Below are 20,611 nucleotides of genomic sequence, written 5' to 3'. Positions count from 1 at the left end.
TGGCGCAATTCATTGAGGAGGCGTCATGCACGAAATCACCCTCTGCCAGCGGGCTCTGGAGCTTATCGAACAGCAGGCAGTGCAAAACCACGCGAAGCGCGTCACCGGCGTCTGGCTGAAGATCGGGGCGTTTTCCTGCGTCGAGACCAGCGCCCTGGCCTTCTGTTTTGAGCTGGTGTGTCGCGGCACGCTGGCAGAAGGCTGCGAGCTTCATATTGAAGAGCAGCAGGCGGAGTGCTGGTGTGAGCAGTGTCAGCAGTACGTAACCCTGCTGTCATCAAAGGTTCAGCGCTGCCCGCAGTGCCAGAATACCGGCCTGCGGATCGTGGCGGATGACGGTATGCAGATCCAACGCCTCGAAATTGAGAAGGAGTAATGTATGTGTAGCACCTGCGGTTGCGCCGAAGGCAACCTGTATATCGAAGGGGATGAACATCGTCCTCATTCCGCGTTTCGCTCCGCGCCCTTTTCACCGGCCCCGCGTCCTGCGGCGACGCTGACGGGTATCGCCTTTGCGCCGCAGCAATCCTCTGCGGGCGATCTGCACTACGGCCACGGCGAAGCGGGTACCCACGCGCCGGGCATCAGCCAGCGCCAGATGCTGGAGGTGGAAATCAACGTGCTGGACAAAAATAACCAGATTGCCGCCCGCAACCGCGCCCGCTTTGCCGCCCGTCAACAGCTGGTGCTGAACCTGGTCTCCAGCCCCGGCTCCGGCAAAACCACGCTGCTGACCGAAACCCTCAAACGCCTGAACGAACGCGTTTCCTGCGCCGTCATTGAAGGCGACCAGCAAACCGTTAACGACGCGGCGCGCATTCGCGAAACCGGCACGCCAGCAATTCAGGTCAACACCGGCAAAGGCTGCCATCTGGATGCGCAGATGATTGCCGACGCCACGCCGCGTCTGCCGCTGGCGGATAACGGCATCCTGTTCATTGAAAACGTCGGTAACCTGGTCTGTCCAGCGAGCTTTGACCTTGGCGAACAGCATAAAGTCGCGGTGCTCTCCGTCACCGAAGGGGAAGACAAACCGCTGAAGTACCCACATATGTTTGCCGCCGCCTCCATCATGCTGCTGAACAAAGTTGATCTGCTGCCGTACCTGAATTTCGACGTGGATAAATGCCTGTCCTGCGCCCGGGAAGTGAACCCGGACATTACGATCCTGCTGGTCTCCGCCACGCGCGGCGACGGGATGGATGCATGGCTGAACTGGCTGGAGAGCGAACGATGTGCATAGGCGTCCCCGGACAAATTCACACCATCGACGGTAACCAGGCCAAAGTTGAAGTCTGCGGTATCCTGCGCGATGTCGATCTCACGCTGGTGGGCAGCAGCGATGAAACGGGCGCATCGCGTCTCGGCCAGTGGGTGCTGGTCCACGTTGGGTTTGCCATGAGCGTGATTAACGAAGCGGAAGCCCGCGACACGCTCGACGCCCTGCAAAACATGTTCGACGTGGAGCCTGACGTGGGCGCGCTCCTGTACGGCGAGGAGCGATAGCACATGCGTTACGTTGATGAATACCGCGCGCCGGAACAGGTGATGCAGCTTATCGGGCACCTGAAAATGCGCGCGGCGCTGCTGGACTACACCAAAGAAAGACCGCTGCGGATCATGGAGGTGTGCGGCGGACACACGCACGCCATCTTCAAATTTGGCCTCGACCAGCTGCTGCCGGAAAACATCGAGTTTATCCACGGCCCCGGCTGCCCGGTCTGCGTTTTACCGATGGGGCGTATCGACAGCTGCATCGAGATTGCCAGCCAGCCCGACGTTATTTTCTGCACCTTTGGCGACGCGATGCGCGTGCCGGGGAAAAATGGCTCGCTGCTGCAGGCGAAAGCGCGCGGGGCCGACATCCGGATCGTCTATTCGCCGATGGATGCCCTGACGCTGGCAGCGGATAACCCCGCGCGCAAGGTCGTGTTTTTTGGCCTGGGGTTTGAAACCACCATGCCCGCCACCGCCATCACACTGCAGCAGGCTAAAGCGCGCAGCGTCGAGAACTTTTTCTTTTTCTGCCAGCACATCACGCTCATACCCACGCTGCGCAGCCTGCTGGAGGAGCCGGAAAACGGCATTGACGCCTTTCTGGCACCGGGCCACGTCAGCATGGTGATTGGCACAGACGCCTATGGTTTTATCGCTGAACAGTACAATCGTCCGTTAGTGGTGGCTGGTTTCGAACCGCTTGATCTACTGCAAGGCGTAACCATGCTGGTTGAGCAGAAAATAGCGGCTCTGAGCGCGGTGGAAAATCAGTATCGCCGCGTGGTGCCCGATACGGGTAATGAACGAGCGCAGCAGGCGATAGCCGACGTGTTTAGCGTTGAGGGCGACAGCGAATGGCGCGGTCTGGGGGTGATTGCCGAATCCGGCGTGCGCCTGACGCCCGCGTATCAATCCTTCGACGCAGAGGCGCATTTTCGCCCGCAGCCGCAGCAGGTGTGTGACGATCCGCGCGCGCGCTGCGGTGAGGTACTCACCGGCAAATGCAAACCTCATCATTGCCCGTTATATGGCAACACCTGTAACCCGCAAACCGCGTTTGGCGCGCTGATGGTCTCCTCCGAAGGAGCCTGCGCCGCGTGGTATCAGTTCCGCAATCAGGAGTGTGAAGCATGAACACGGTTGAAATGGCGCACGGCAGCGGTGGTCAGGCGATGCAGCAGCTCATTAATCAGCTGTTTATGGAAGCATTCAACAACCCCTGGCTGGCCGAACAGGAAGACCAGGCGCGCATTGACCTGTCAACGCTCACCGCTCACGGTGACAGACTGGCGTTCTCGACCGACAGCTACGTCATCGACCCGCTGTTCTTTCCCGGCGGTGATATCGGCAAGCTCGCCATTTGCGGTACGGCCAATGATATCGCCGTCAGCGGCGCGGTTCCGCGCTACCTCTCCTGCGGGTTTATTCTCGAAGAGGGTTTACCGATGGCAACGCTTAACGCGGTGGTCAGCAGCATGGCGCAGACCGCACGCGAAGCGGGCATTGCTATCGTCACCGGTGATACCAAAGTGGTCCAGCGCGGCGCGGCGGATAAACTTTTCATCAATACTGCAGGAATGGGGGCAATACCGGCCGATATTCACTGGGGCGCGCAGCAGCTTGGCGCAGGCGACGTGCTGATCGTGACCGGAACGCTGGGCTGCCACGGGGCAACCATTCTTAACCTGCGCGAAGGCTTAGGTCTGGACGGCGAACTGCGCAGCGACTGCGCGGTACTCACACCGCTGATTCAAACCCTGCGTACCCTTCCGGGCGTAAAAGCCCTGCGGGACGCCACCCGAGGCGGCGTGAATGCCGTCGTGCACGAGTTTGCGGCAAGCTGCGGATGCGGCATTGAGCTGACCGAGCGCGATCTGCCCGTCAAGCCTGCCGTGCGCGGACTGTGCGAACTGCTGGGACTTGATCCGCTTAACTTTGCAAACGAAGGTAAACTGGTGATCGGCGTGGAACGTACCGCTGCAGAAGCGGTGCTGGAACAGCTTCGCGCCCATCCCTCAGGAAAAAACGCCGCTATCATTGGCGAAGTGGTTAAGCGCAAAGGGGTGCGCCTGGCGGGGCTGTATGGCGTTAAACGCACGCTGGATCTGCCGCACGCGGAACCCTTACCCCGAATTTGCTAGAACCGCGCCATAAGCGGTCAGCACTGAATCTCTTTTTTTGCCAGTTTCTATTGGAAAGCAATATGCCGTATACACCGATGAGCGATCTTGGACAGCAGGGCCTGTTTGACATCACGCGCACACTTTTACAGCAGCCCGATCTCGGCGCGCTGAGCGATGCCCTGACCCGGCTGGTCAGGCAATCTGCGCTGGCGGACAGCGCCGCGATTGTGCTGTGGCATAGCGGAACGCATCGCGCGAGCTACTACTCAACGCGTGATAACGGCAAAGCGTTTGAGTATGAGGACGAAACGTACCTCGCGCATGGCCCGGTGCGCCGTATACTCTCCCGGCCTGAAGTGCTGCACTGCAATTTTGCGGAGTTCAGGATGGCGTGGCCAAGGCTGGCGGAGAGCAATCTCTATCAGCCTTTCGGGCATTACTGCATGTTGCCGCTGGCGGCAGAGGGCCAGATTTTTGGCGGCTGCGAGTTTATCCGCACGACCGACCAGCCCTGGAGCGAGGCGGAATACGAGCGCCTGCACACCTTTACCCAGATAGTGGCCGTGGTGGCTGAGCAGATCCAGAGCCGCGTCACCAACAACGTAGATTACGACCTGCTGAGCCGCGAGCGCGACAACTTCCGCATTCTGGTCGCCATCACCAACGCTGTGCTGTCGCGCCTCGACATGGATGAGCTGGTCAGCGAAGTCTCGAAAGAGATCCACCACTATTTCAAAATCGATGCCATCAGCATTGCGCTTCGCGGCCATCGCAAGGGCAAGCTGAACATCTACTCCACCCACTATCTTGATGAGGCCAATCCGGCACACGAGCAGAGCGAAGTCGATGAGGCCGGTACGCTCTCCGAGCGGGTGTTTAAAAGCAAAGAGATCCTGCTACTCAACCTGAACGAACAGGATCCGGTGGCCCCTTACGAGCGAATGCTGTTCAACACCTGGGGCAACAAAATTCAGACTCTGTGCTTGCTGCCGCTGATGTCCGGCAACACCATGCTGGGCGTGCTGAAGCTGGCGCAGTGTGAGGAAGGCGTATTCACCACCGCCAACCTGAAGCTGCTGCGCCAGATTGCCGAGCGTATCTCCATCGCGCTGGATAACGCCCTCGCCTACCAGGAGATCCACCGCCTGAAAGAGCGGCTGGTGGACGAAAACCTCGCCCTGACCGAACAGCTCAATAACGTGGACAGCGAGTTTGGCGAAATCATCGGGCGCAGCGATGCCATGTACAGCGTGCTCAAGCAGGTTGAGATGGTGGCGCAGAGCGACAGCACGGTGCTGATCCTCGGCGAAACCGGTACGGGTAAAGAGCTGATTGCCCGCGCTATCCATAACCTGAGCAACCGCAACAGCCGCCGGATGGTGAAGATGAACTGCGCCGCGATGCCTGCGGGACTGCTGGAAAGCGATCTGTTCGGCCACGAACGCGGGGCCTTTACCGGGGCCAGCAGCCAGCGGCTGGGCCGTTTTGAGCTGGCGGACAAAAGCTCGCTGTTCCTCGATGAAGTGGGCGATATGCCGCTGGAGCTGCAGCCGAAGCTGTTGCGAGTCCTGCAGGAGCAAGAGTTTGAGCGGCTTGGCAGCAACAAGCTGATTCAGACCGACGTGCGGCTGATTGCCGCCACCAACCGTGACCTGAAAAAAATGGTCGCCGATCGCGAATTTCGCAGCGATCTCTATTACCGCCTGAACGTCTTCCCGATCTGCCTGCCACCGCTGCGTGAACGCCCGGAAGATATCCCGCTGCTGGTCAAAGCGTTTACCGCAAAGATTGCGCGGCGGATGGGGAGAAATATCGACAGCATCCCAGCCGAGACGTTACGCACCCTCTCGTCAATGGAGTGGCCGGGCAACGTGCGAGAACTGGAAAACGTTATCGAGCGCGCGGTGCTGCTGACGCGCGGGAACGTGCTGCAGCTTTCTCTGCCCGAAATCTCCCTGCCGGACGAAACCCTCGTTGCGGCAGAAGTGGCGCAGAACGGCGAAGATGAGTATCAGCTGATTATGCGCGTGCTGAAAGAGACCAACGGCGTGGTAGCCGGGCCTAAAGGTGCCGCCCAGCGCCTGGGGTTAAAACGCACTACCCTGCTGTCGCGCATGAAGCGGCTTGGGATTGATAAAGAGAGCCTGGTTTAAGTCCGCATTCCGGCGGTGTTTTCTGACACCGCCTTTCGTTACCCTGCGCAATTGTCCCTCATTGACACCAAATCGTTTCCTCTGTATAAAATTCCGCCTTAATAATGAGTTTCATTTGCAACAACAATAATATTAATGAAGGGTAGCGTTTAATGAAAAAGGTCATCTGCGCGTTAGGCCTGGCGATTGCGTCGGTCGGTTCTGCTCTGGCAACCACATATCCCCTGACGATTGAAAACTGTGGCTATAAAGAGACGTTCACCAAAGCGCCGGAACGCGTCGTGGCCCTGGGTCAGAACACCGTCGAAATTTTGCTCCTGCTGGGCCTGGAAGATAAGGTGAAGGCCAGCGCCTTCTGGCCGACAAAAGTGCTGCCGCAGCTGGCTGAAAAGAATGCAAAAATCAAAACCCTGACGGTAGAAGTCCCGACGCTGGAATCCATCCTTTCGCAAAATCCCGATTTTGTTCCAGCCCAGCTTCCTCTGCTGCTCGGGCCGGAAAGTAAGGTCGCAAAACGTGAAGATCTGGCCACCGTCGGCGTGAACAGCTATTTATCACCAGGCATGTGCGCCACCAAAAAGGCCGCAGGCGATATGTACGGCAGCCGCCAGACGCTGTGGGATATGACGTACCTTTATAAAGAGATTGAAGATTTCGCGAAGATTTTCAACGTTGAAGCGCGCGGCCAGGCCGTCATTGCCGATTTCAAAAAACGCGAGGCCGACCTGCGTCAGGAATTTGGTAAAAACAAACAAGATCTCTCGTTTGTCTTCTGGTTCTCAAGCGCCTCGCCTTCGGCGGATGCCTATGTCGGCGGGAAAAACAGCGCCTCCGGTTTTATTGCCAACGTGCTGGGCGGCCATAACGCCATTACCGCTGAGACCGAATGGCCAACCGTTGGCTGGGAAAGCATTATCGCCGCGAACCCGGACGTGATTGTTGTCTCCAGCCTGGATCGTAACCGCTGGGCGCTGGATAACGCGGAAGAGAAAATCAAATTCCTGAAAAGCGATCCCGCCGTCAGCCAGCTGGACGCGGTGAAGAAAGGCCATATCGTGGTGATGGACGGCCAGGCCATGAACCCGACAATCCGCACGATTTACGGCGCTGAACAGGTGGGCGAGCAGCTCAGAAAGCTGGGGCTGAACTGATGACGGCAGCCGTACTTCAGGCCCGACAGGGCCTGTTCCTGACCACCTCTGCTCTGCTTGCCGTCGTCCTGCTGTTGCTGGTGATCGCCCTCGGCGTCAGCGTCGGCGAGCTGTCGATTCCGCTGTCCAACGTCTTTTACGCTATTGGCAATAAGCTGGGGCTGACCGACGTTCCGCTCAACCGCATCTATGAGAGCGTGATCTGGGACTTTCGCCTGAGCCGCGCGCTGGTGGCGGCCTGCTGCGGCGCGGGGCTAGCCATCTGCGGCGCCGTGCTGCAAAGCCTGCTGAAGAACGCGCTGGCGGAACCTTACGTGCTCGGCGTGTCGGCGGGTGCGTCAACCGGTGCGGTGTCGGTCGTCGTATTAGGAATGGGTACCGGCGCGGTGTCGCTCTCTGCGGGCGCGTTTGCCGGGGCGTTTGCCGCCTTTGCGTTTGTCGCCTTCCTGACGAACGGCGCGCGCGGCGGCAATGAACGCACTATTCTGGCGGGCGTAGCCGCCTCACAGCTGTTCAACGCCATTACCGCCTATACCATCAGCACCTCCGCCAGCGCGCAGCAGGCGCGCGACGTGATGTTCTGGCTGCTGGGCAGCTTCAGCGGCGTACGCTGGCCGGAATTCCAGCTGGCGCTGGTGGTCGTGCTGGCGGGCCTGGCCGTCTGTCTTTACTATTCCCGGGCGCTGGATGCGTTCACCTTCGGTGACGATGCCGCCGCCTCTTTAGGCATTGCCGTACCCTGGGTGCGTCTTGCCTTGTTCACCACCACCGCACTGATTACCGCGACCATCGTCAGCATGGCGGGCTCAATTGGCTTTGTGGGTCTGGTGGTGCCGCACGTCATGCGCTTCCTGTTCGGGCCGCTGCACCGCACGCTGCTGATTGCCAGCGCGCTGGCGGGCGCGATCCTGATGGTGCTGGCCGATATCGCCTCGCGCATGCTGATTGCCCCACAGAGCCTGCCCGTCGGCGTAGTCACCGCGCTGGTGGGCGTGCCGTTCTTTGCCGTAATTATCTACCGTTCAAGGAATAAGTGATGAGTATCTGCGCTGCAAATATTACCTGGAAGGTAGGCAAAAAGGTCATCGTCAACGGCGTCTCGCTGAAGGTTTCACGCGGCGAAACGGTAGGACTGCTCGGCCCTAACGGCTGCGGAAAATCGTCGCTTTTGCGCATTCTGGCAGGCCTGCGTCGCCCGGACAGCGGCAGCGTTACCCTGGACGGTCAGGACATCTCCCGCATCGCCAAAAAGCAGCTGGCGCGCCGCGTGGCGTTCGTTGAGCAGCACGGCATGACCGATGCCAACATGCGCGTGCGCGACGTGGTGAAGCTCGGGCGCATTCCGCACCACTCCCCTTTTTCGAACTGGAGCGCGCAGGATGACGAAACCGTCACTGCCGCCTTGCAGCGTGTCGATATGCTGGACCGCAGCGAGCAGGGCTGGATGAGCCTGTCCGGAGGAGAACGGCAGCGGGTGCATATCGCCCGCGCGCTGGCGCAAACACCAACCGAAATCCTGCTGGATGAACCCACCAACCACCTGGACATTCACCATCAGATGCAGCTGATGCATCTCATCAGCGAGCTGCCGGTGACCAGCATCGTCGCCATCCACGATCTTAACCACGCATCGATGTTCTGCGATTCGCTGATCGTTATGCAAAAAGGGCAGATCGTCGCAACCGGCACCCCGCAGGCGATCCTGTCGGAGAAGCTGCTATGGGACGTTTTCAGAGTGAAAACCAAAATTGAGATCTCGCCGTACCATGGTAAAAAGCACATTCACTTTATTGTGTAGAGCCGAGTAAACAGCATGCCATTGCGCCCTGCCGCCACCCTCTGGCCGCCCGTTCTGCTGGGCAGCCAATTTGTTTTCAACATTGGCTTTTATGCCGTTGTGCCCTTCCTGGCGATATTCCTGCGCGATGACCTGCTGCTCTCCGGCGGGCTGATCGGGCTGGTGCTTGGTCTGCGCACGTTTTCGCAGCAGGGGATGTTTATCGTTGGCGGCGCGCTGTCGGACCGCTACGGCGCGAAAATCGTTATCCTGAGCGGCTGCGTCATCCGCGTAGCGGGTTATCTGCTGCTGGCCTTCGGGCAATCGCTGTGGCCTATTATTCTCGGGGCGTGTCTGACCGGCATCGGCGGCGCGCTCTTCTCGCCCGCCATTGAAGCGCTGCTGGCGAAAGCGGGAACACAAAGTGAGGCAAAAGGTAAACGGAGCCGCGCAGAATGGTTTGCGCTCTTTGCCGTTTGCGGGGAACTGGGCGCGGTGCTGGGCCCGATTGCGGGTGCCCTGCTGACGGGGCTTGGCTTTCGTCAGGTTGCGCTGGCTGGCGCCGGCGTGTTTGTCGTCGCGCTCGCGGTGCTCTTCTTCTGCCTGCCGGCTGCCCGCCATAGCCAGCGTCCGCTCGCTATACAGCCCTGGTGGACAACATTTCGCCAGACGCGATTCGTCGCCTTTATCATCGCCTACAGCTCGTGGCTGTTGAGCTATAACCAGCTCTACCTGGCGCTACCGGTGGAGATCCAGCGCTCCGGAGGCAGCGAGAAAGATCTGGGCCCACTGTTTATGCTGGCCTCGGTGCTGATCGTCGCGTTTCAACTCCCCCTTGCGCGTGTTGCAAGGCGGATCGGCGCGGTCAGAATTTTGCCCGTGGGCTTTTTGCTGCTCTCCGCGGCCTTTGCCAGCGTGGCGCTGTTTGCCGCAAAGGAGCCGCCGGAAGGCTGGCTGCGGCTGTTGCCCTCTGCGAGCATGGTCACGCTGTTAACGCTGGGGCAGATGCTGCTGGTGCCGTCTGCAAAAGATCTCATCCCCCGCTTCGCCGAGGAATCGACGCTTGGGGCCCACTATGGCGCACTCTCAACCGCCGGGGGCATTGCGGTACTGGCAGGAAACCTGCTGTTTGGCAGCCTGCTGGATCGCGCGCTGGTGCCCTCGCTGGAGGCCGTTTATCCCTGGCTGCTGCTGGCCATTTTCCCACTCTGCAGCGCTGTCGCCTTGAATATTATCTGTCGACCGCTTCGGTAATAAATACGTTACGTTTTCGGACGATACTTTTGCGGCAACGCCGGTACTGGACGACGATCGTCAATCAGATGACGAAGAGTCAGAATCGGATGACGCCACAGCATTCTCGGCCCCGCCCAGCGCATCACCTGCTTCATCTCTTCTCGCTTCGCGGGCTGGTAGCAGTGAATGGGACACTGTTTACAGGCCGGCTTTTCTTCCCCAAACGCACATTTATCGAGACGCTTATCGGCATAGGCCCTAAGCGCCTGATAATGCCCCTCCTCTGTTGAAGCCTGAGGACATTTTTTCTCATATAAGGCGATCATTTTGGCGATCGTCACTTTTTCTCTTGCGATGCGTTTACCGGACATGGGAGATCACCCTCTCATAAATTGCATTCATGATACTCCTTTACACAGTGATTTTCAGTCGTTGCATTCCGCTTTCTGAAGACGCCTTCCGCTATTAAGCCAGCGCGAAGCCAGGGTTACTGGTATTTTATACAGCCAATACGTTCCCCTGTTAGCCAGCCAAGAGGAGTGCCTATGCAAGCGATTACCGCTACAAAAACGTACCGTCATTTAAAAGTCGGCTATTTTAGAAAGCGCCATGAAGATCGTAAAACCAAGATCCCGCGCCGCTATAGCATGCATGCCGCCCTGAGCCTGAAAGGTGATTGGCTAGAGAAAGCGGGCTTTACAACCCATTCGCGGGTCAGAGTGGGCGTCGAACAGGGGAAAATCATCATTGAGCTGGTGGAAGAAGACGGGAAATGACCATGCCGCCGTGCAGGCGGCGACATCACCTATTCCCGGCCAGTCAGCGCGAGCAGAAGAATATTGGGCGCTTACCCACGGAGAACATAAACCCCTTAGGCCCTTGTTTTGTAATTGAATAATTTAATTTTTTATTGGGGTAAACAAAGAAGTCAGGCAGAACATCGCTGATAACGTCATTGGGTAGTGATTCATCATCGTTCACATGAAGGATATTGAGCGACGTAAAGTGGAAGGAGTCCTTATTTTCCGTCCAGACGTAGGAGACATCCCTGCGGATAACGCCTGCCACTTTATCGTTCTTATAATACGTACCACTTACCGCAACGATGCCGGTTTGCGTCTTCATCGTGTACATGAAGTCGAGCGTAATGTGAGCGCGGGCATCCTCGTGATAAACCACGATTGACGCTGAGCAGGCCTCTGTGTTTTCCCGCTTTTCCAGACGTAAATGATACAGCCAGGAAATCAGCGCGCCCGCGGCAAAAAACATCAGGCACAGTAACACTATCGTCCGTTTCTTCATTGCATATACCCCCTGAAATACAATGCCGTGCATTCTGCATTGGGTTCTGCTTCATAAGGCTTTCTGCAGGCGAGCACGGACAGGGCAGGCGCATTGCTGGAAGAAGAGAAATAAATCCACGGATACTTTTTACAATCAAGCCCGGTTTTCATGATAATTTTAATAAAGCGCGAGAAATTACCAATACTTTTAATATCATCACTTTGCGAGAAATAGTGGCAACCGTTTTCGGTTCGGTTAATGGTGTAATTCTGGAAAAAATCTTTATCCGGATTATCTCGGAAGATGTGATGCAGCATGAAATAGCCCAGTGCAAAGGAGATAATCATTAAGAGCACAGGAAAAAACAGGCGACGTAATTTACGCGGCGATTTTTTTTCGACCAGCACCTGAGACGTATTCACCGCCGGTTGTTCGACAGGCACCGTCAGAGGCGCTTCGGGCAACGAAACCTCTGCTGGTTCTTCTGTATCCACCCCATCCGTTTCAACGCGGGTGACCTTTACGCTTTTATGAATCTGGAAACCTTTTCTCGGCACCGTCGCAACCAGCGTGTCGCTCGTTTCTCCAGCCGAACGCAAACCGCGCCGGATAATAGAGATATTCTGATAAAGCGTATTTGCCGGGACGATCATTCCGTCCTCGCCCCACACTTTATCGAAGAATTCTTTCTGGTTCACCACCTCTGGCGAGGATTCCAGTAAAAGCGCGAGACAACGACTTGCAGGCGTTGTCAGAATTACGCTTAATTCAGGTTTATTCAACGAGACAAGGACGTTTTTGTCAGGACAAAATTTAATATTATCGTTAATTATCCAAAACATACGCTACTCGCTCGACAGCAAACAGAATCGGGAAACTATTGATATGAATGATAATTATACGCCGCGGCTATTTCTTGTCAAAGCAAGAAGTTACGGTATAAGTGAGCGAAAGAATGCGTTCCTGAATGAATGAATAATATAACGAGTGCTCTTATGCGGAAGGTACGTGCAAAAAGCCCCGTTTTCGCATAGATGGAATCCGGTACGCACTTTAGTCGAAAGAGCCTTCTCCTTCTGTTTTCCTGCCCTACAGACTCCGTTATCATGGTCACCAAACATTGCATGATAAGACGCTCAGGATTTCATGAGTTCCAATGAGACAGGAAGACACCTGACAATAAAAACAAAAGCCAACTCATTGAAAGTTAATAAAATGGACACGATACGCTAATGAGTACACTAGAGAATTTCGACGCACATACCCCCATGATGCAGCAGTATCTGAAGCTGAAAGCACAGCATCCGGAAATTCTGCTGTTTTACCGTATGGGCGACTTTTACGAGCTCTTTTATGACGATGCTAAACGTGCGTCGCAGTTGCTCGACATCTCCCTGACCAAACGCGGCGCATCGGCAGGTGAGCCCATCCCTATGGCCGGTATCCCGCATCATGCGGTGGAAAACTATCTGGCGAAACTGGTGAATCAGGGAGAATCCGTCGCCATTTGCGAGCAGATTGGCGACCCCGCCACGTCAAAAGGCCCGGTTGAGCGCAAAGTCGTGCGCATCGTCACGCCCGGCACCATCAGCGACGAAGCGCTGCTGCAAGAACGCCAGGATAACCTGCTGGCCGCACTCTGGCAGGATATTAAAGGATTTGGCTATGCGACGCTGGATATCAGCTCCGGGCGTTTTCGCCTGAGTGAACCGGCTGACCGTGAGACGATGGCTGCCGAATTGCAGCGTACTAACCCGGCAGAGCTGCTCTACGCCGAAGATTTCGCTGAAATGGCGCTGATTGAAGGTCGTCGTGGTCTGCGTCGTCGTCCGCTGTGGGAATTCGAAATTGATACTGCGCGCCAGCAGCTCAACCTGCAGTTTGGCACGCGCGACCTGATTGGCTTTGGCGTGGAAAACGCCCCGCGCGGACTGTGTGCGGCAGGCTGTCTGCTGCAATATGTAAAAGATACCCAGCGTACTGCCCTGCCGCATATCCGCTCTATCACCATGGAGCGTCAGCAGGACAGCATCATCATGGACGCCGCCACGCGCCGTAACCTGGAGATAACCCAGAATCTGGCGGGCGGCGTTGAAAACACCCTGGCTTCCGTCCTCGACAGTACCGTTACGCCGATGGGCAGCCGCATGCTTAAGCGCTGGCTGCATATGCCGATTCGCGACACCAATACGCTTATCGGCCGCCAGCAAACCATCGCCGCATTGCAGGACAGTTACACCGAATTACAGCCGGTACTGCGTCAGGTAGGCGATCTGGAGCGTATCCTCGCCCGCCTGGCTCTGCGTACGGCACGCCCGCGCGACCTCGCACGTATGCGCCATGCCTTCCAGCAGCTGCCGGAACTGCGCGCTCAGTTGGGCAACGTCGACAGCGCACCGGTGCAAAAATTGCGTGAAACGATGGGCGAGTTCACCGAGCTCCGCGAACTGCTTGAGCGCGCCATCATCGATGCGCCTCCAGTACTGGTGCGCGATGGCGGCGTGATTGCCCCCGGATATAACGAAGAGCTGGACGAGTGGCGCGCGCTGGCAGACGGCGCAACGGACTACCTTGATAAGCTCGAGATCCGTGAACGCGAGCGTCTGGGTCTTGATACCCTGAAAGTGGGCTATAACGCGGTCCACGGCTACTACATTCAGATCAGCCGCGGGCAGAGTCACCTGGCGCCGATTCACTACGTGCGCCGCCAGACGCTGAAAAACGCTGAGCGCTACATTATTCCCGAGCTGAAAGAGTACGAGGACAAAGTCCTCACCTCGAAAGGAAAAGCGCTGGCGCTGGAAAAGCAGCTGTATGACGAGCTGTTCGACATGCTGATGCCGCACCTGGCCGATCTGCAGCTAAGCGCCGCCGCGTTGGCCGAACTGGACGTGCTGGTCAACCTTGCTGAACGCGCTGAAACGCTGAACTATACCTGCCCGACCTTTACCGACAAGCCCGGCATTCGCATTACCGAAGGGCGTCATCCGGTGGTGGAACGCGTACTGAACGAACCGTTCATCGCTAACCCGCTCAGCCTGTCGCCGCAGAGACGCATGCTGATCATTACCGGACCGAACATGGGCGGTAAGAGTACCTATATGCGTCAGACGGCGCTGATTGCGCTGCTCGCGTATATCGGCAGTTACGTCCCGGCGCAAAACGTGGAGATTGGCCCAATCGACCGCATCTTTACCCGCGTCGGGGCTGCGGACGATCTGGCGAGCGGTCGTTCAACCTTCATGGTCGAGATGACCGAAACGGCCAACATTCTGCATAACGCCACCGAGCACAGCCTGGTGCTGATGGACGAAGTCGGGCGCGGAACATCAACCTATGATGGTTTGTCCCTGGCGTGGGCCTGCGCGGAAAGCCTCGCGAATAAAATCAAGGCTATGACGCTGTTTGCGACCCATTACTTCGAACTGACGCAGCTGCCGGAGAAAATGGAAGGAGTGGCGAACGTGCATCTTGATGCACTGGAGCACGGCGACACCATCGCCTTTATGCACACGGTGCAGGATGGCGCGGCAAGCAAGAGCTATGGGCTGGCTGTAGCGGCGCTGGCAGGTGTACCGAAAGAGGTGATCAAGCGCGCACGTCAGAAACTGCGCGAACTGGAAAGCCTGTCGCCGAACGCGGCGGCGACGCAGATAGATGGTACGCAGATGTCGCTGCTGGTGCCTGCGGAAGAGACGTCGCCAGCCGTGGAAGCGCTGGAGAATCTCGACCCGGATTCACTGACGCCGCGTCAGGCGCTGGAGTGGATTTATCGGTTGAAGAGTCTGGTTTAGTTTTCTGCGGTCTTTTGCCCGGTGGCGCTACGCTTACCGGGCCTACGGGCTTTGTAGGCCGGGTAAGGCGAAGCCGCCACCCGGCAAAACAGACCGCACGATGTTATCCCCGGTAAGCGCAGCGCCACCGGGCTTTTTTTTACAGCAACGGTGGGATCGTCGGCACCTGCGGTGCCTCGTCAATATCCTTCTGCGTCATGCGAAACGCTTCAGGGTAGTGCTCGCGGCTGGTACGGCGCAGCGGTTCGGTATCGCGCCAGGTATACAAACAATGCTGGCACTGGTAAACGGTCCAGACCCCTTTCACCGGTGACGTCGCCATCACTTCAATATGCTCATCGGCACAACGTGGACAAATCATCTTTTCCTCCTTATTGGCGTGCTGCCAGCATCGCGGTCAATTTTTCAGCCCAGGCTTTGGTTTCAGGCAGATCCTGTACCGGCTGGCTGTAGTGGCCACGGGTGTCCGGTGCAACTGGCGTGGTGGCATCAATAATCAGCTTGTCGGTAATGCCCGCCGGGCTGGAACCTGGGTCAAGTTCAAGGACCGACATGTTCGGCAGCTGTACCAGATCCCCTGCCGGGTTCACTTTCGACGACAGCGCCCACATCACCTGCGGGAGGTTGAACGGATCGACATCTTCATCCACCATGATTACCATCTTCACGTAGCCCAGACCGTGCGGCGTGGTCATAGCACGTAAACCGACCGCACGGGCAAAACCGCCGTAGCGTTTTTTGGTGGAGATAATCGCCAGCAGGCCGTGGGTGTACATCGCGTTCACCGCCTGCACTTCCGGGAATTCTGCTTTTAGCTGCTGGTAAAGCGGCACGCAGGTTGCCGGTCCCATCAGATAATCAATCTCGGTCCACGGCATGCCGAGGTAGAGCGACTCAAAAATCGGTTTGGTGCGGTAAGAGACTTTGTCGATACGTACAACCGTCATGTTACGTCCACCGGAATAGTGTCCGGTAAACTCGCCGAACGGCCCTTCGATTTCACGCTTGCGGCCTTCGATGACCCCTTCAAGGATCACTTCAGAACCCCAGGGCACATCGAAGCCGGTCAGCGGCGCAGTGGCAATCGGGTACGGGCTTTCACGCAGTGCGCCCGCCATTTCATACTCGGACTGATCGTATTTCAGCGGCGTCGCGCCCATCAGCGTGATGATCGGATCGTTGCCGAGGGTAATCGCAATCGGCAGATCTTCACCACGCTCTTCCGCTTTATGCAGATGCAGAGCGATATCGTGCATCGGAACCGGCTGCAGGCCGAGCTTGCGCTTGCCCTTCACTTCCATGCGGTAGATGCCGACGTTCTGCTTGCCGAAGTGGTCCGGGTCGAGCGGATCGCGCGAGACGACGCACGCTTTATCGAGATAAAAACCGCCGTCACCGTCGTTCAGGCGAAATAGCGGCAGAATGTCGAACAGGTTGATCTCTTCACCGTCCACCGTATTCTGCGCCCAGGCGGGGTTAGCGCGGCGCTCTGGCGTAACGGGGAATTTATCCCAGCGGCGAATAAACTCGTCGATCTGTTTTTTAACCGGGGTGTTCGCAGGCAACCCCATCGAAATGGCGTGGTTCTGCCAGGAGCCGATGGTGTTCATCACCACGCGGGCATCGGTAAAGCCGCGAATGTTGTCGAACCACAGCGCGGGCGCGCCGTCGCCAATGCGGCCGGTCGCGTTAGCGGCCGCCGCCAGGTCCGGCTCGGCGTTCACCTCTTCCTCAATTTTCAGCAGTTGCCCTTGCTCATCGAGCGCCTGCAGGAAGCTTCTCAAATCATCAAATGCCATCTTTAGTCTCCTGTGAAAAATGTTTCGCCTCGCGCAATCCGTTCCAGCGGCGCGCCTTTTTATGCTCCAGACCGAACTGGTCGAGCACGCGGGTCACAATATGCTGGGTGATGTCATCAGCGGTTTGCGGGTGGTTGTAATAGGCAGGCATGGGCGGCACCATCGCCACGCCCATGCGGGAAAGTGCAAGCATGTTCTCCAGATGAATAGTGCTGAGCGGCGTTTCACGGGGGACTAGCACCAGCTTCCGCCCCTCTTTCAGCACCACATCCGCCGCACGCCCCACCAGCCCCTCGGCGTAGCCCGCGCGGATACCCGCCAGCGTTTTCATGCTGCAGGGAATGACGATCATGCCGTCGGTGCGAAACGAGCCGGAGGAGATGGTGGCGGCCTGGTCAGCCGGGCTGTGAACAACGTCAGCCAGTGCGGCAACGTCCTGCGCGGTGTAAGGCGTTTCCAGCTCAATGGTGGTTTTTGCCCACTTCGACATCACCAGATGGGTTTCCACCTCCGGCATGTCTCGCAGTGCCTGCAATAAAGCCACACCCAGCGGCGCGCCCGTTGCTCCCGTCATTCCTACTATCAATCTCATTCAGTACCTCAATCAATTTGTTCGTGCACGAACATATTGAGTAACCTACTCCTGGAACCTGTTCATGACAAGATCGTTCGCATACGATCACACTAAATGCTAAAAACTCCCGCGTTATAATCCAGGGCGTTAGCGGCTATCATAGAGAGTGATTTTTTTCGTCGGAGTGTTCATGGAACTAAGACAAGAAGCGTTCCACCTGTTGCGCCAGCTTTTTCAACAACATACTGCGCAATGGCAGCATGCTTTGCCGGAGCTGACCAAGCCGCAATATGCAGTTCTGCGCTCAATTGCCGAACATCCGGGTATCGAACAGGTGGCATTGACAGAAGTGGCAGTCAGCACGAAAGCGACGCTGGCAGAGATGCTCAGCCGCATGGAGGCGCGTGGGTTGGTAAAACGCGAGCACGATCCCGCAGATAAGCGCCGCCGGTTTGTCTTCCTGACGCCAGAAGGTGAAGCCCTGCTTGCAGGCTGTAGACCGGTCGGCAATGACGTGGATGAGGCGTTTTTAGGACGCCTGAGCAAGGCCGAACGCGAGCAATTTTCTGCGCTCATCAAAAAGATGATGCACGACTAATTCACCCTCGCACGCATAAAATCGATAAACTTTCGGACTTTCGCGGGCACGTGTTGGGCATCGGGATAAACCGCATAGATGCCCTGCTGTGCAAAGGTGTAGCCCGGTAATACCGACGCCAGTTGCCCGGCATCCAGCGCATTTCGCACCAGCCATTCAGGCAGTAACGCCACGCCGCTTCCGGCACGTGCGAAAGCCATCAGCGCCTGAGCACTGTCAGCATACAGACGCGGGGCTTTCGTGATTTCAAACGAGACAAGCTCTCCGCTGCTCGCTTTCACCTGCCAGCGCAGTGGAGAGGGCAAACGCTCGTGAATGATCCAGTCGGCTTTCGCCAGCTGTTCAAGGGTCTCTACCGGATGGTTAGCCAGCCAGTCCGGCGCTGCCACCGGCAATATGGCGAAAGAGGTAATCATCGCGGCGTGGTAGCGTGAATCGGCGAGCGTTCCCAGCCGGATGGCGACGTCAAAGCGCTCAGAGATAAGGTCGGCATGCAAAGAGGACGAAACGTGGCGCACGCGAAGTTCCGGGTGCTGCTGATTAAATTCCGCCAGCAAAGGCACCACAACCTGCGAGCCGTACTCAGGCGTGGTGGTTATCCGCAATTCTCCGGAGAGTCCCGCATGATTCGCGCGGACATCGTCCTGCAGCTGTTCTGCCTCCTTCAGAAGCGCGACGCTTCGCTGATGAAAAAGCGCGCCTGCCTCGGTTAACGTCAGACGGCGGGTTGACCGCAGCAGCAGTGTAACGCCCAGCTCGTCTTCAAGCTGGCGAATGTTGAAACTCACCACGGCTTTTGTCAGGCCCATTGCCTCTGCCGCGGCGGTGAAGCTGCCCGCCTCCGCGACTGCGATAAACATTGCCGTACGCTGTAGAGTAAACATCGTTAACCTTTATCACTGTCAAAAATATTTTGACAGTATATCGCTGTTTGTCGCGTTTATCCGTAGCTTGCGGGCCGATACGATACGCCACCTCACCGGAGGATCCACCATGACGTATCGCAGCAAAGTCGCCGTTGTCTATCTGCTCGGCTTTTTCCTTGATTTGATAAATATGTTTATTGCCAGCGTCGCCTTTCCGGCCATGGCGCGCGCGTTCAACACTACTCCCTCAGCACTTGCCTGGGTCAGTAACGGGTACATTGCCGGTCTGACGCTAGCGATCCCTTTCGGCAGCGCGCTGACGCGCCGCATCGGGCCAAAGCGCGTCATCCTCCTCTCTCTGGCTCTCTTTAGCGCGACCTCCGCTGCTGCGGGACTGTCTTCCTCGCTGGAAAGCCTGATTGCCTGGCGTGCACTGCAAGGGATTGGCGGTGGCTTGCTGATCCCGGTAGGACAGGCGCTGACCTGGCAACAGTTTAAGCCTCACGAACGCGCCAGGCTCTCCTCGGCGGTGATGCTGGTCGCGCTGCTTGCCCCTGCCTGCTCCCCTGCTATCGGGGGACTGCTGGTGCAGACGCTAAGCTGGCGCTGGATCTTTTTTGCGACGTTGCCCGTCGCCATCGTCACCTTTGTTTTAGCCTGCGTATGGCTTAACGCTGAAATGCCGCCGAAGAAAACAGCCAGGCTGTTAAACCTCTCCTTGCTGACCGATCCACTTTTGCGTTTTTCCATGCTTGTCTACGTGTGCGTGCCCGGCATCTTTATCGGGGTAAACGTAACGGGCATATATTATCTTCAGAGCGAAGCCAGCATGACGCCCGCCGCAACGGGCATGCTTATGCTGCCATGGTCCGCGGCATCGTTTATGGCCGTTATGGTAACAGGACGCTATTTTAACCGCGTCGGTCCCCGGCCTCTGGTGGTGATCGGGTGCCTTTTGCAGGCGACGGGCATTCTGCTTTTACTGAACGTCAGTTCGGCATCGCCAGCGCTGTTATCTGTCGCGGCCTTTGTGTTGATGGGGGCCGGAGGCAGTCTTTGCAGCAGCACGGCGCAGAGCAGCGCGTTTCTGACGACAGCCCGGGACGATATGCCTGACGCCAGCGCCCTGTGGAATCTTAATCGTCAGCTAAGCTTTTTTGCGGGAACACTGCTACTGGCGCAGGCGCTGAGCATTGCGCAGGTTTATCTTGCGCCGCTCGTCGCCTGGCACGGGATGTTTATTTTTGCCGCAGGCATCACTTTAGTGCCTGTATTGTACGTTTCTCGTCTTAACACGATGCAGGTGCTCAGCCAGCTGCGACAGGAGAATTCATGACGCTTTTTGAACACGACATTATCGACCTCCACATTGCGCTTGAAAACTGGTTAGGCAAAGGTGAAGGTGAGGCTGAAACCTTGCTCACCCGCTTTCGACCGGATTTTCTGATGATACCACCGGGCGGCGCACATCTTGACTATCACGCCCTTGCCCATTTTCTCGACACCCAGCGCGGAAGCCGACCCGGCCTGAAAATCGTCATTGATGAACTCGCCACGATAGAAGCCTGGGATAACGGCGCAGTACTTCACTATCGCGAGACACAAACCCGCCCCGATATACCGGTAAACGTGCGCTGGTCGACGGCGGTGCTGAATCAGGAAGGCGACAGAATTACGTGGCGTCTGCTGCACGAAACAGCACAGCCGTAGCACCAAAGAAAAATGGCCCGTCTTACGACGAGCCATTTTTTGACGAAAG

General features: G+C 57.3%; 22 protein-coding genes. 15 read left to right on the top strand and 7 right to left on the bottom strand.

Annotated features, from left to right (window positions below; translation table 11 throughout):
- Positions 1–25 precede the first annotated feature (25 nt).
- From hypA to KW829_RS13835, 10 genes are all read left to right on the top strand, one after another.
- A complete protein-coding gene (gene hypA, locus KW829_RS13880; RefSeq protein ID WP_218308430.1) occupies positions 26–376 on the top strand; it encodes a hydrogenase maturation nickel metallochaperone HypA in 351 nt (116 codons plus the stop codon).
- 3 nt (positions 377–379) lie between these two features.
- Positions 380–1,243 (top strand): hydrogenase nickel incorporation protein HypB, encoded by an 864-nt coding sequence (gene hypB / locus KW829_RS13875; RefSeq protein ID WP_218308429.1) that lies wholly within the window; start codon positions 380–382, stop codon positions 1,241–1,243.
- Positions 1,234–1,506 (top strand): HypC/HybG/HupF family hydrogenase formation chaperone, encoded by a 273-nt coding sequence (locus tag KW829_RS13870; protein ID WP_010434489.1) that lies wholly within the window; start codon positions 1,234–1,236, stop codon positions 1,504–1,506. Before hypB ends, KW829_RS13870 begins: the two co-directional genes overlap by 10 nt.
- Positions 1,507–1,509: 3 nt before the next feature.
- Positions 1,510–2,631, top strand: a complete 1,122-nt coding sequence (gene hypD / locus KW829_RS13865) for a hydrogenase formation protein HypD (RefSeq protein ID WP_218308428.1) — start codon at positions 1,510–1,512, stop codon at positions 2,629–2,631.
- Entirely contained in the window at positions 2,628–3,638 is a 1,011-nt protein-coding gene (hypE, locus tag KW829_RS13860; RefSeq protein WP_218308427.1) for a hydrogenase expression/formation protein HypE, read from the top strand. The genes hypD and hypE overlap by 4 nt, the downstream gene beginning before the upstream one ends.
- Before the next feature lie 62 nt (positions 3,639–3,700).
- Positions 3,701–5,773 (top strand): formate hydrogenlyase transcriptional activator FlhA, encoded by a 2,073-nt coding sequence (flhA, locus tag KW829_RS13855; protein ID WP_218308426.1) that lies wholly within the window; start codon positions 3,701–3,703, stop codon positions 5,771–5,773.
- 152 nt (positions 5,774–5,925) lie between these two features.
- Positions 5,926–6,924 carry an ABC transporter substrate-binding protein gene (locus KW829_RS13850; RefSeq protein WP_218308425.1) on the top strand — a complete coding sequence of 333 codons (999 nt, stop codon included), beginning with the start codon at positions 5,926–5,928 and terminating at the stop codon, positions 6,922–6,924.
- Positions 6,924–7,961 carry an iron ABC transporter permease gene (locus KW829_RS13845; RefSeq protein WP_010434499.1) on the top strand — a complete coding sequence of 346 codons (1,038 nt, stop codon included), beginning with the start codon at positions 6,924–6,926 and terminating at the stop codon, positions 7,959–7,961. The genes KW829_RS13850 and KW829_RS13845 overlap by 1 nt, the downstream gene beginning before the upstream one ends.
- Positions 7,961–8,722: an ABC transporter ATP-binding protein gene (locus KW829_RS13840; RefSeq protein ID WP_218308424.1), complete on the top strand. Its 762-nt coding sequence runs from the start codon at positions 7,961–7,963 to the stop codon at positions 8,720–8,722. The genes KW829_RS13845 and KW829_RS13840 overlap by 1 nt, the downstream gene beginning before the upstream one ends.
- A 15-nt stretch (positions 8,723–8,737) precedes the next feature.
- Positions 8,738–9,955, top strand: coding sequence for an MFS transporter (locus tag KW829_RS13835; protein ID WP_089601227.1), 1,218 nt, complete (start codon positions 8,738–8,740; stop codon positions 9,953–9,955).
- 8 nt (positions 9,956–9,963) lie between these two features.
- On the opposite strand, the gene KW829_RS13830 is transcribed toward KW829_RS13835, so the two are convergent.
- On the bottom strand, positions 9,964–10,308 hold the full coding sequence (locus KW829_RS13830) for a nitrous oxide-stimulated promoter family protein (protein ID WP_010434508.1): 345 nt from the start codon (positions 10,306–10,308) through the stop codon (positions 9,964–9,966).
- Between the two features lie 174 nt (positions 10,309–10,482).
- Between KW829_RS13830 and KW829_RS13825 the strand changes: the two genes are divergently transcribed.
- Entirely contained in the window at positions 10,483–10,713 is a 231-nt protein-coding gene (locus KW829_RS13825) for a SymE family type I addiction module toxin (protein WP_010434511.1), read from the top strand.
- A 43-nt stretch (positions 10,714–10,756) separates the two neighbouring features.
- Here the strand turns inward: KW829_RS13825 and KW829_RS13820 are convergent, their stop codons facing one another.
- Positions 10,757–11,239 carry a hypothetical protein gene (locus tag KW829_RS13820; RefSeq protein ID WP_218308423.1) on the bottom strand — a complete coding sequence of 161 codons (483 nt, stop codon included), beginning with the start codon at positions 11,237–11,239 and terminating at the stop codon, positions 10,757–10,759.
- Positions 11,236–12,063, bottom strand: a complete 828-nt coding sequence (locus tag KW829_RS13815; RefSeq protein ID WP_089601224.1) for a transcriptional regulator — start codon at positions 12,061–12,063, stop codon at positions 11,236–11,238. Before KW829_RS13815 ends, KW829_RS13820 begins: the two co-directional genes overlap by 4 nt.
- Positions 12,064–12,453: 390 nt before the next feature.
- Between KW829_RS13815 and mutS the strand changes: the two genes are divergently transcribed.
- Complete coding sequence (gene mutS, locus KW829_RS13810) at positions 12,454–15,015, top strand: DNA mismatch repair protein MutS (protein ID WP_218308422.1); 2,562 nt, start codon at positions 12,454–12,456, stop codon at positions 15,013–15,015.
- Between the two features lie 139 nt (positions 15,016–15,154).
- Here mutS and KW829_RS13805 read toward each other — a convergent pair whose 3' ends face one another.
- From KW829_RS13805 to KW829_RS13795, 3 genes are read right to left on the bottom strand one after another with little or no spacing between them, the layout of a single operon-like run.
- Positions 15,155–15,376, bottom strand: a complete 222-nt coding sequence (locus KW829_RS13805; RefSeq protein ID WP_003862116.1) for a non-oxidative hydroxyarylic acid decarboxylases subunit D — start codon at positions 15,374–15,376, stop codon at positions 15,155–15,157.
- 10 nt (positions 15,377–15,386) lie between these two features.
- Complete coding sequence (locus tag KW829_RS13800; RefSeq protein WP_010434519.1) at positions 15,387–16,814, bottom strand: non-oxidative hydroxyarylic acid decarboxylases subunit C; 1,428 nt, start codon at positions 16,812–16,814, stop codon at positions 15,387–15,389.
- The gene (locus tag KW829_RS13795; RefSeq protein WP_010434522.1) at positions 16,804–17,406 is read right to left on the bottom strand and encodes a non-oxidative hydroxyarylic acid decarboxylases subunit B; all 603 of its coding nucleotides are present in this window, start codon (positions 17,404–17,406) and stop codon (positions 16,804–16,806) included. The genes KW829_RS13800 and KW829_RS13795 overlap by 11 nt, the downstream gene beginning before the upstream one ends.
- Before the next feature lie 172 nt (positions 17,407–17,578).
- Here KW829_RS13795 and KW829_RS13790 point away from each other — a divergent pair, with 172 nt between their 5' ends.
- Positions 17,579–17,986 (top strand): MarR family winged helix-turn-helix transcriptional regulator, encoded by a 408-nt coding sequence (locus KW829_RS13790; protein WP_218308421.1) that lies wholly within the window; start codon positions 17,579–17,581, stop codon positions 17,984–17,986.
- On the opposite strand, the gene KW829_RS13785 is transcribed toward KW829_RS13790, so the two are convergent.
- Positions 17,983–18,870, bottom strand: a complete 888-nt coding sequence (locus KW829_RS13785; protein ID WP_218308420.1) for a LysR family transcriptional regulator — start codon at positions 18,868–18,870, stop codon at positions 17,983–17,985. The two genes, KW829_RS13790 and KW829_RS13785, sit on opposite strands and share 4 nt — an antisense overlap.
- A gap of 109 nt (positions 18,871–18,979) precedes the next feature.
- On the opposite strand from KW829_RS13785, the gene KW829_RS13780 reads away from it, so the two are divergent.
- Together KW829_RS13780 and KW829_RS13775 are read left to right on the top strand one after the other, a co-directional pair.
- On the top strand, positions 18,980–20,188 hold the full coding sequence (locus KW829_RS13780; protein WP_218308419.1) for an MFS transporter: 1,209 nt from the start codon (positions 18,980–18,982) through the stop codon (positions 20,186–20,188).
- Positions 20,185–20,562 carry a DUF4440 domain-containing protein gene (locus tag KW829_RS13775; RefSeq protein WP_120159359.1) on the top strand — a complete coding sequence of 126 codons (378 nt, stop codon included), beginning with the start codon at positions 20,185–20,187 and terminating at the stop codon, positions 20,560–20,562. The genes KW829_RS13780 and KW829_RS13775 overlap by 4 nt, the downstream gene beginning before the upstream one ends.
- The last annotated feature ends 49 nt before the right edge of the window (positions 20,563–20,611 follow it).

This window comes from Enterobacter sp. ENT02 (assembly GCF_019219165.1).
In the GTDB taxonomy this organism is placed as follows: domain Bacteria; phylum Pseudomonadota; class Gammaproteobacteria; order Enterobacterales; family Enterobacteriaceae; genus Enterobacter; species Enterobacter mori.
The sequence above is the reverse complement of the archived record's forward strand: the minus strand, read 5'-3'. Positions and strand labels throughout refer to the sequence as shown.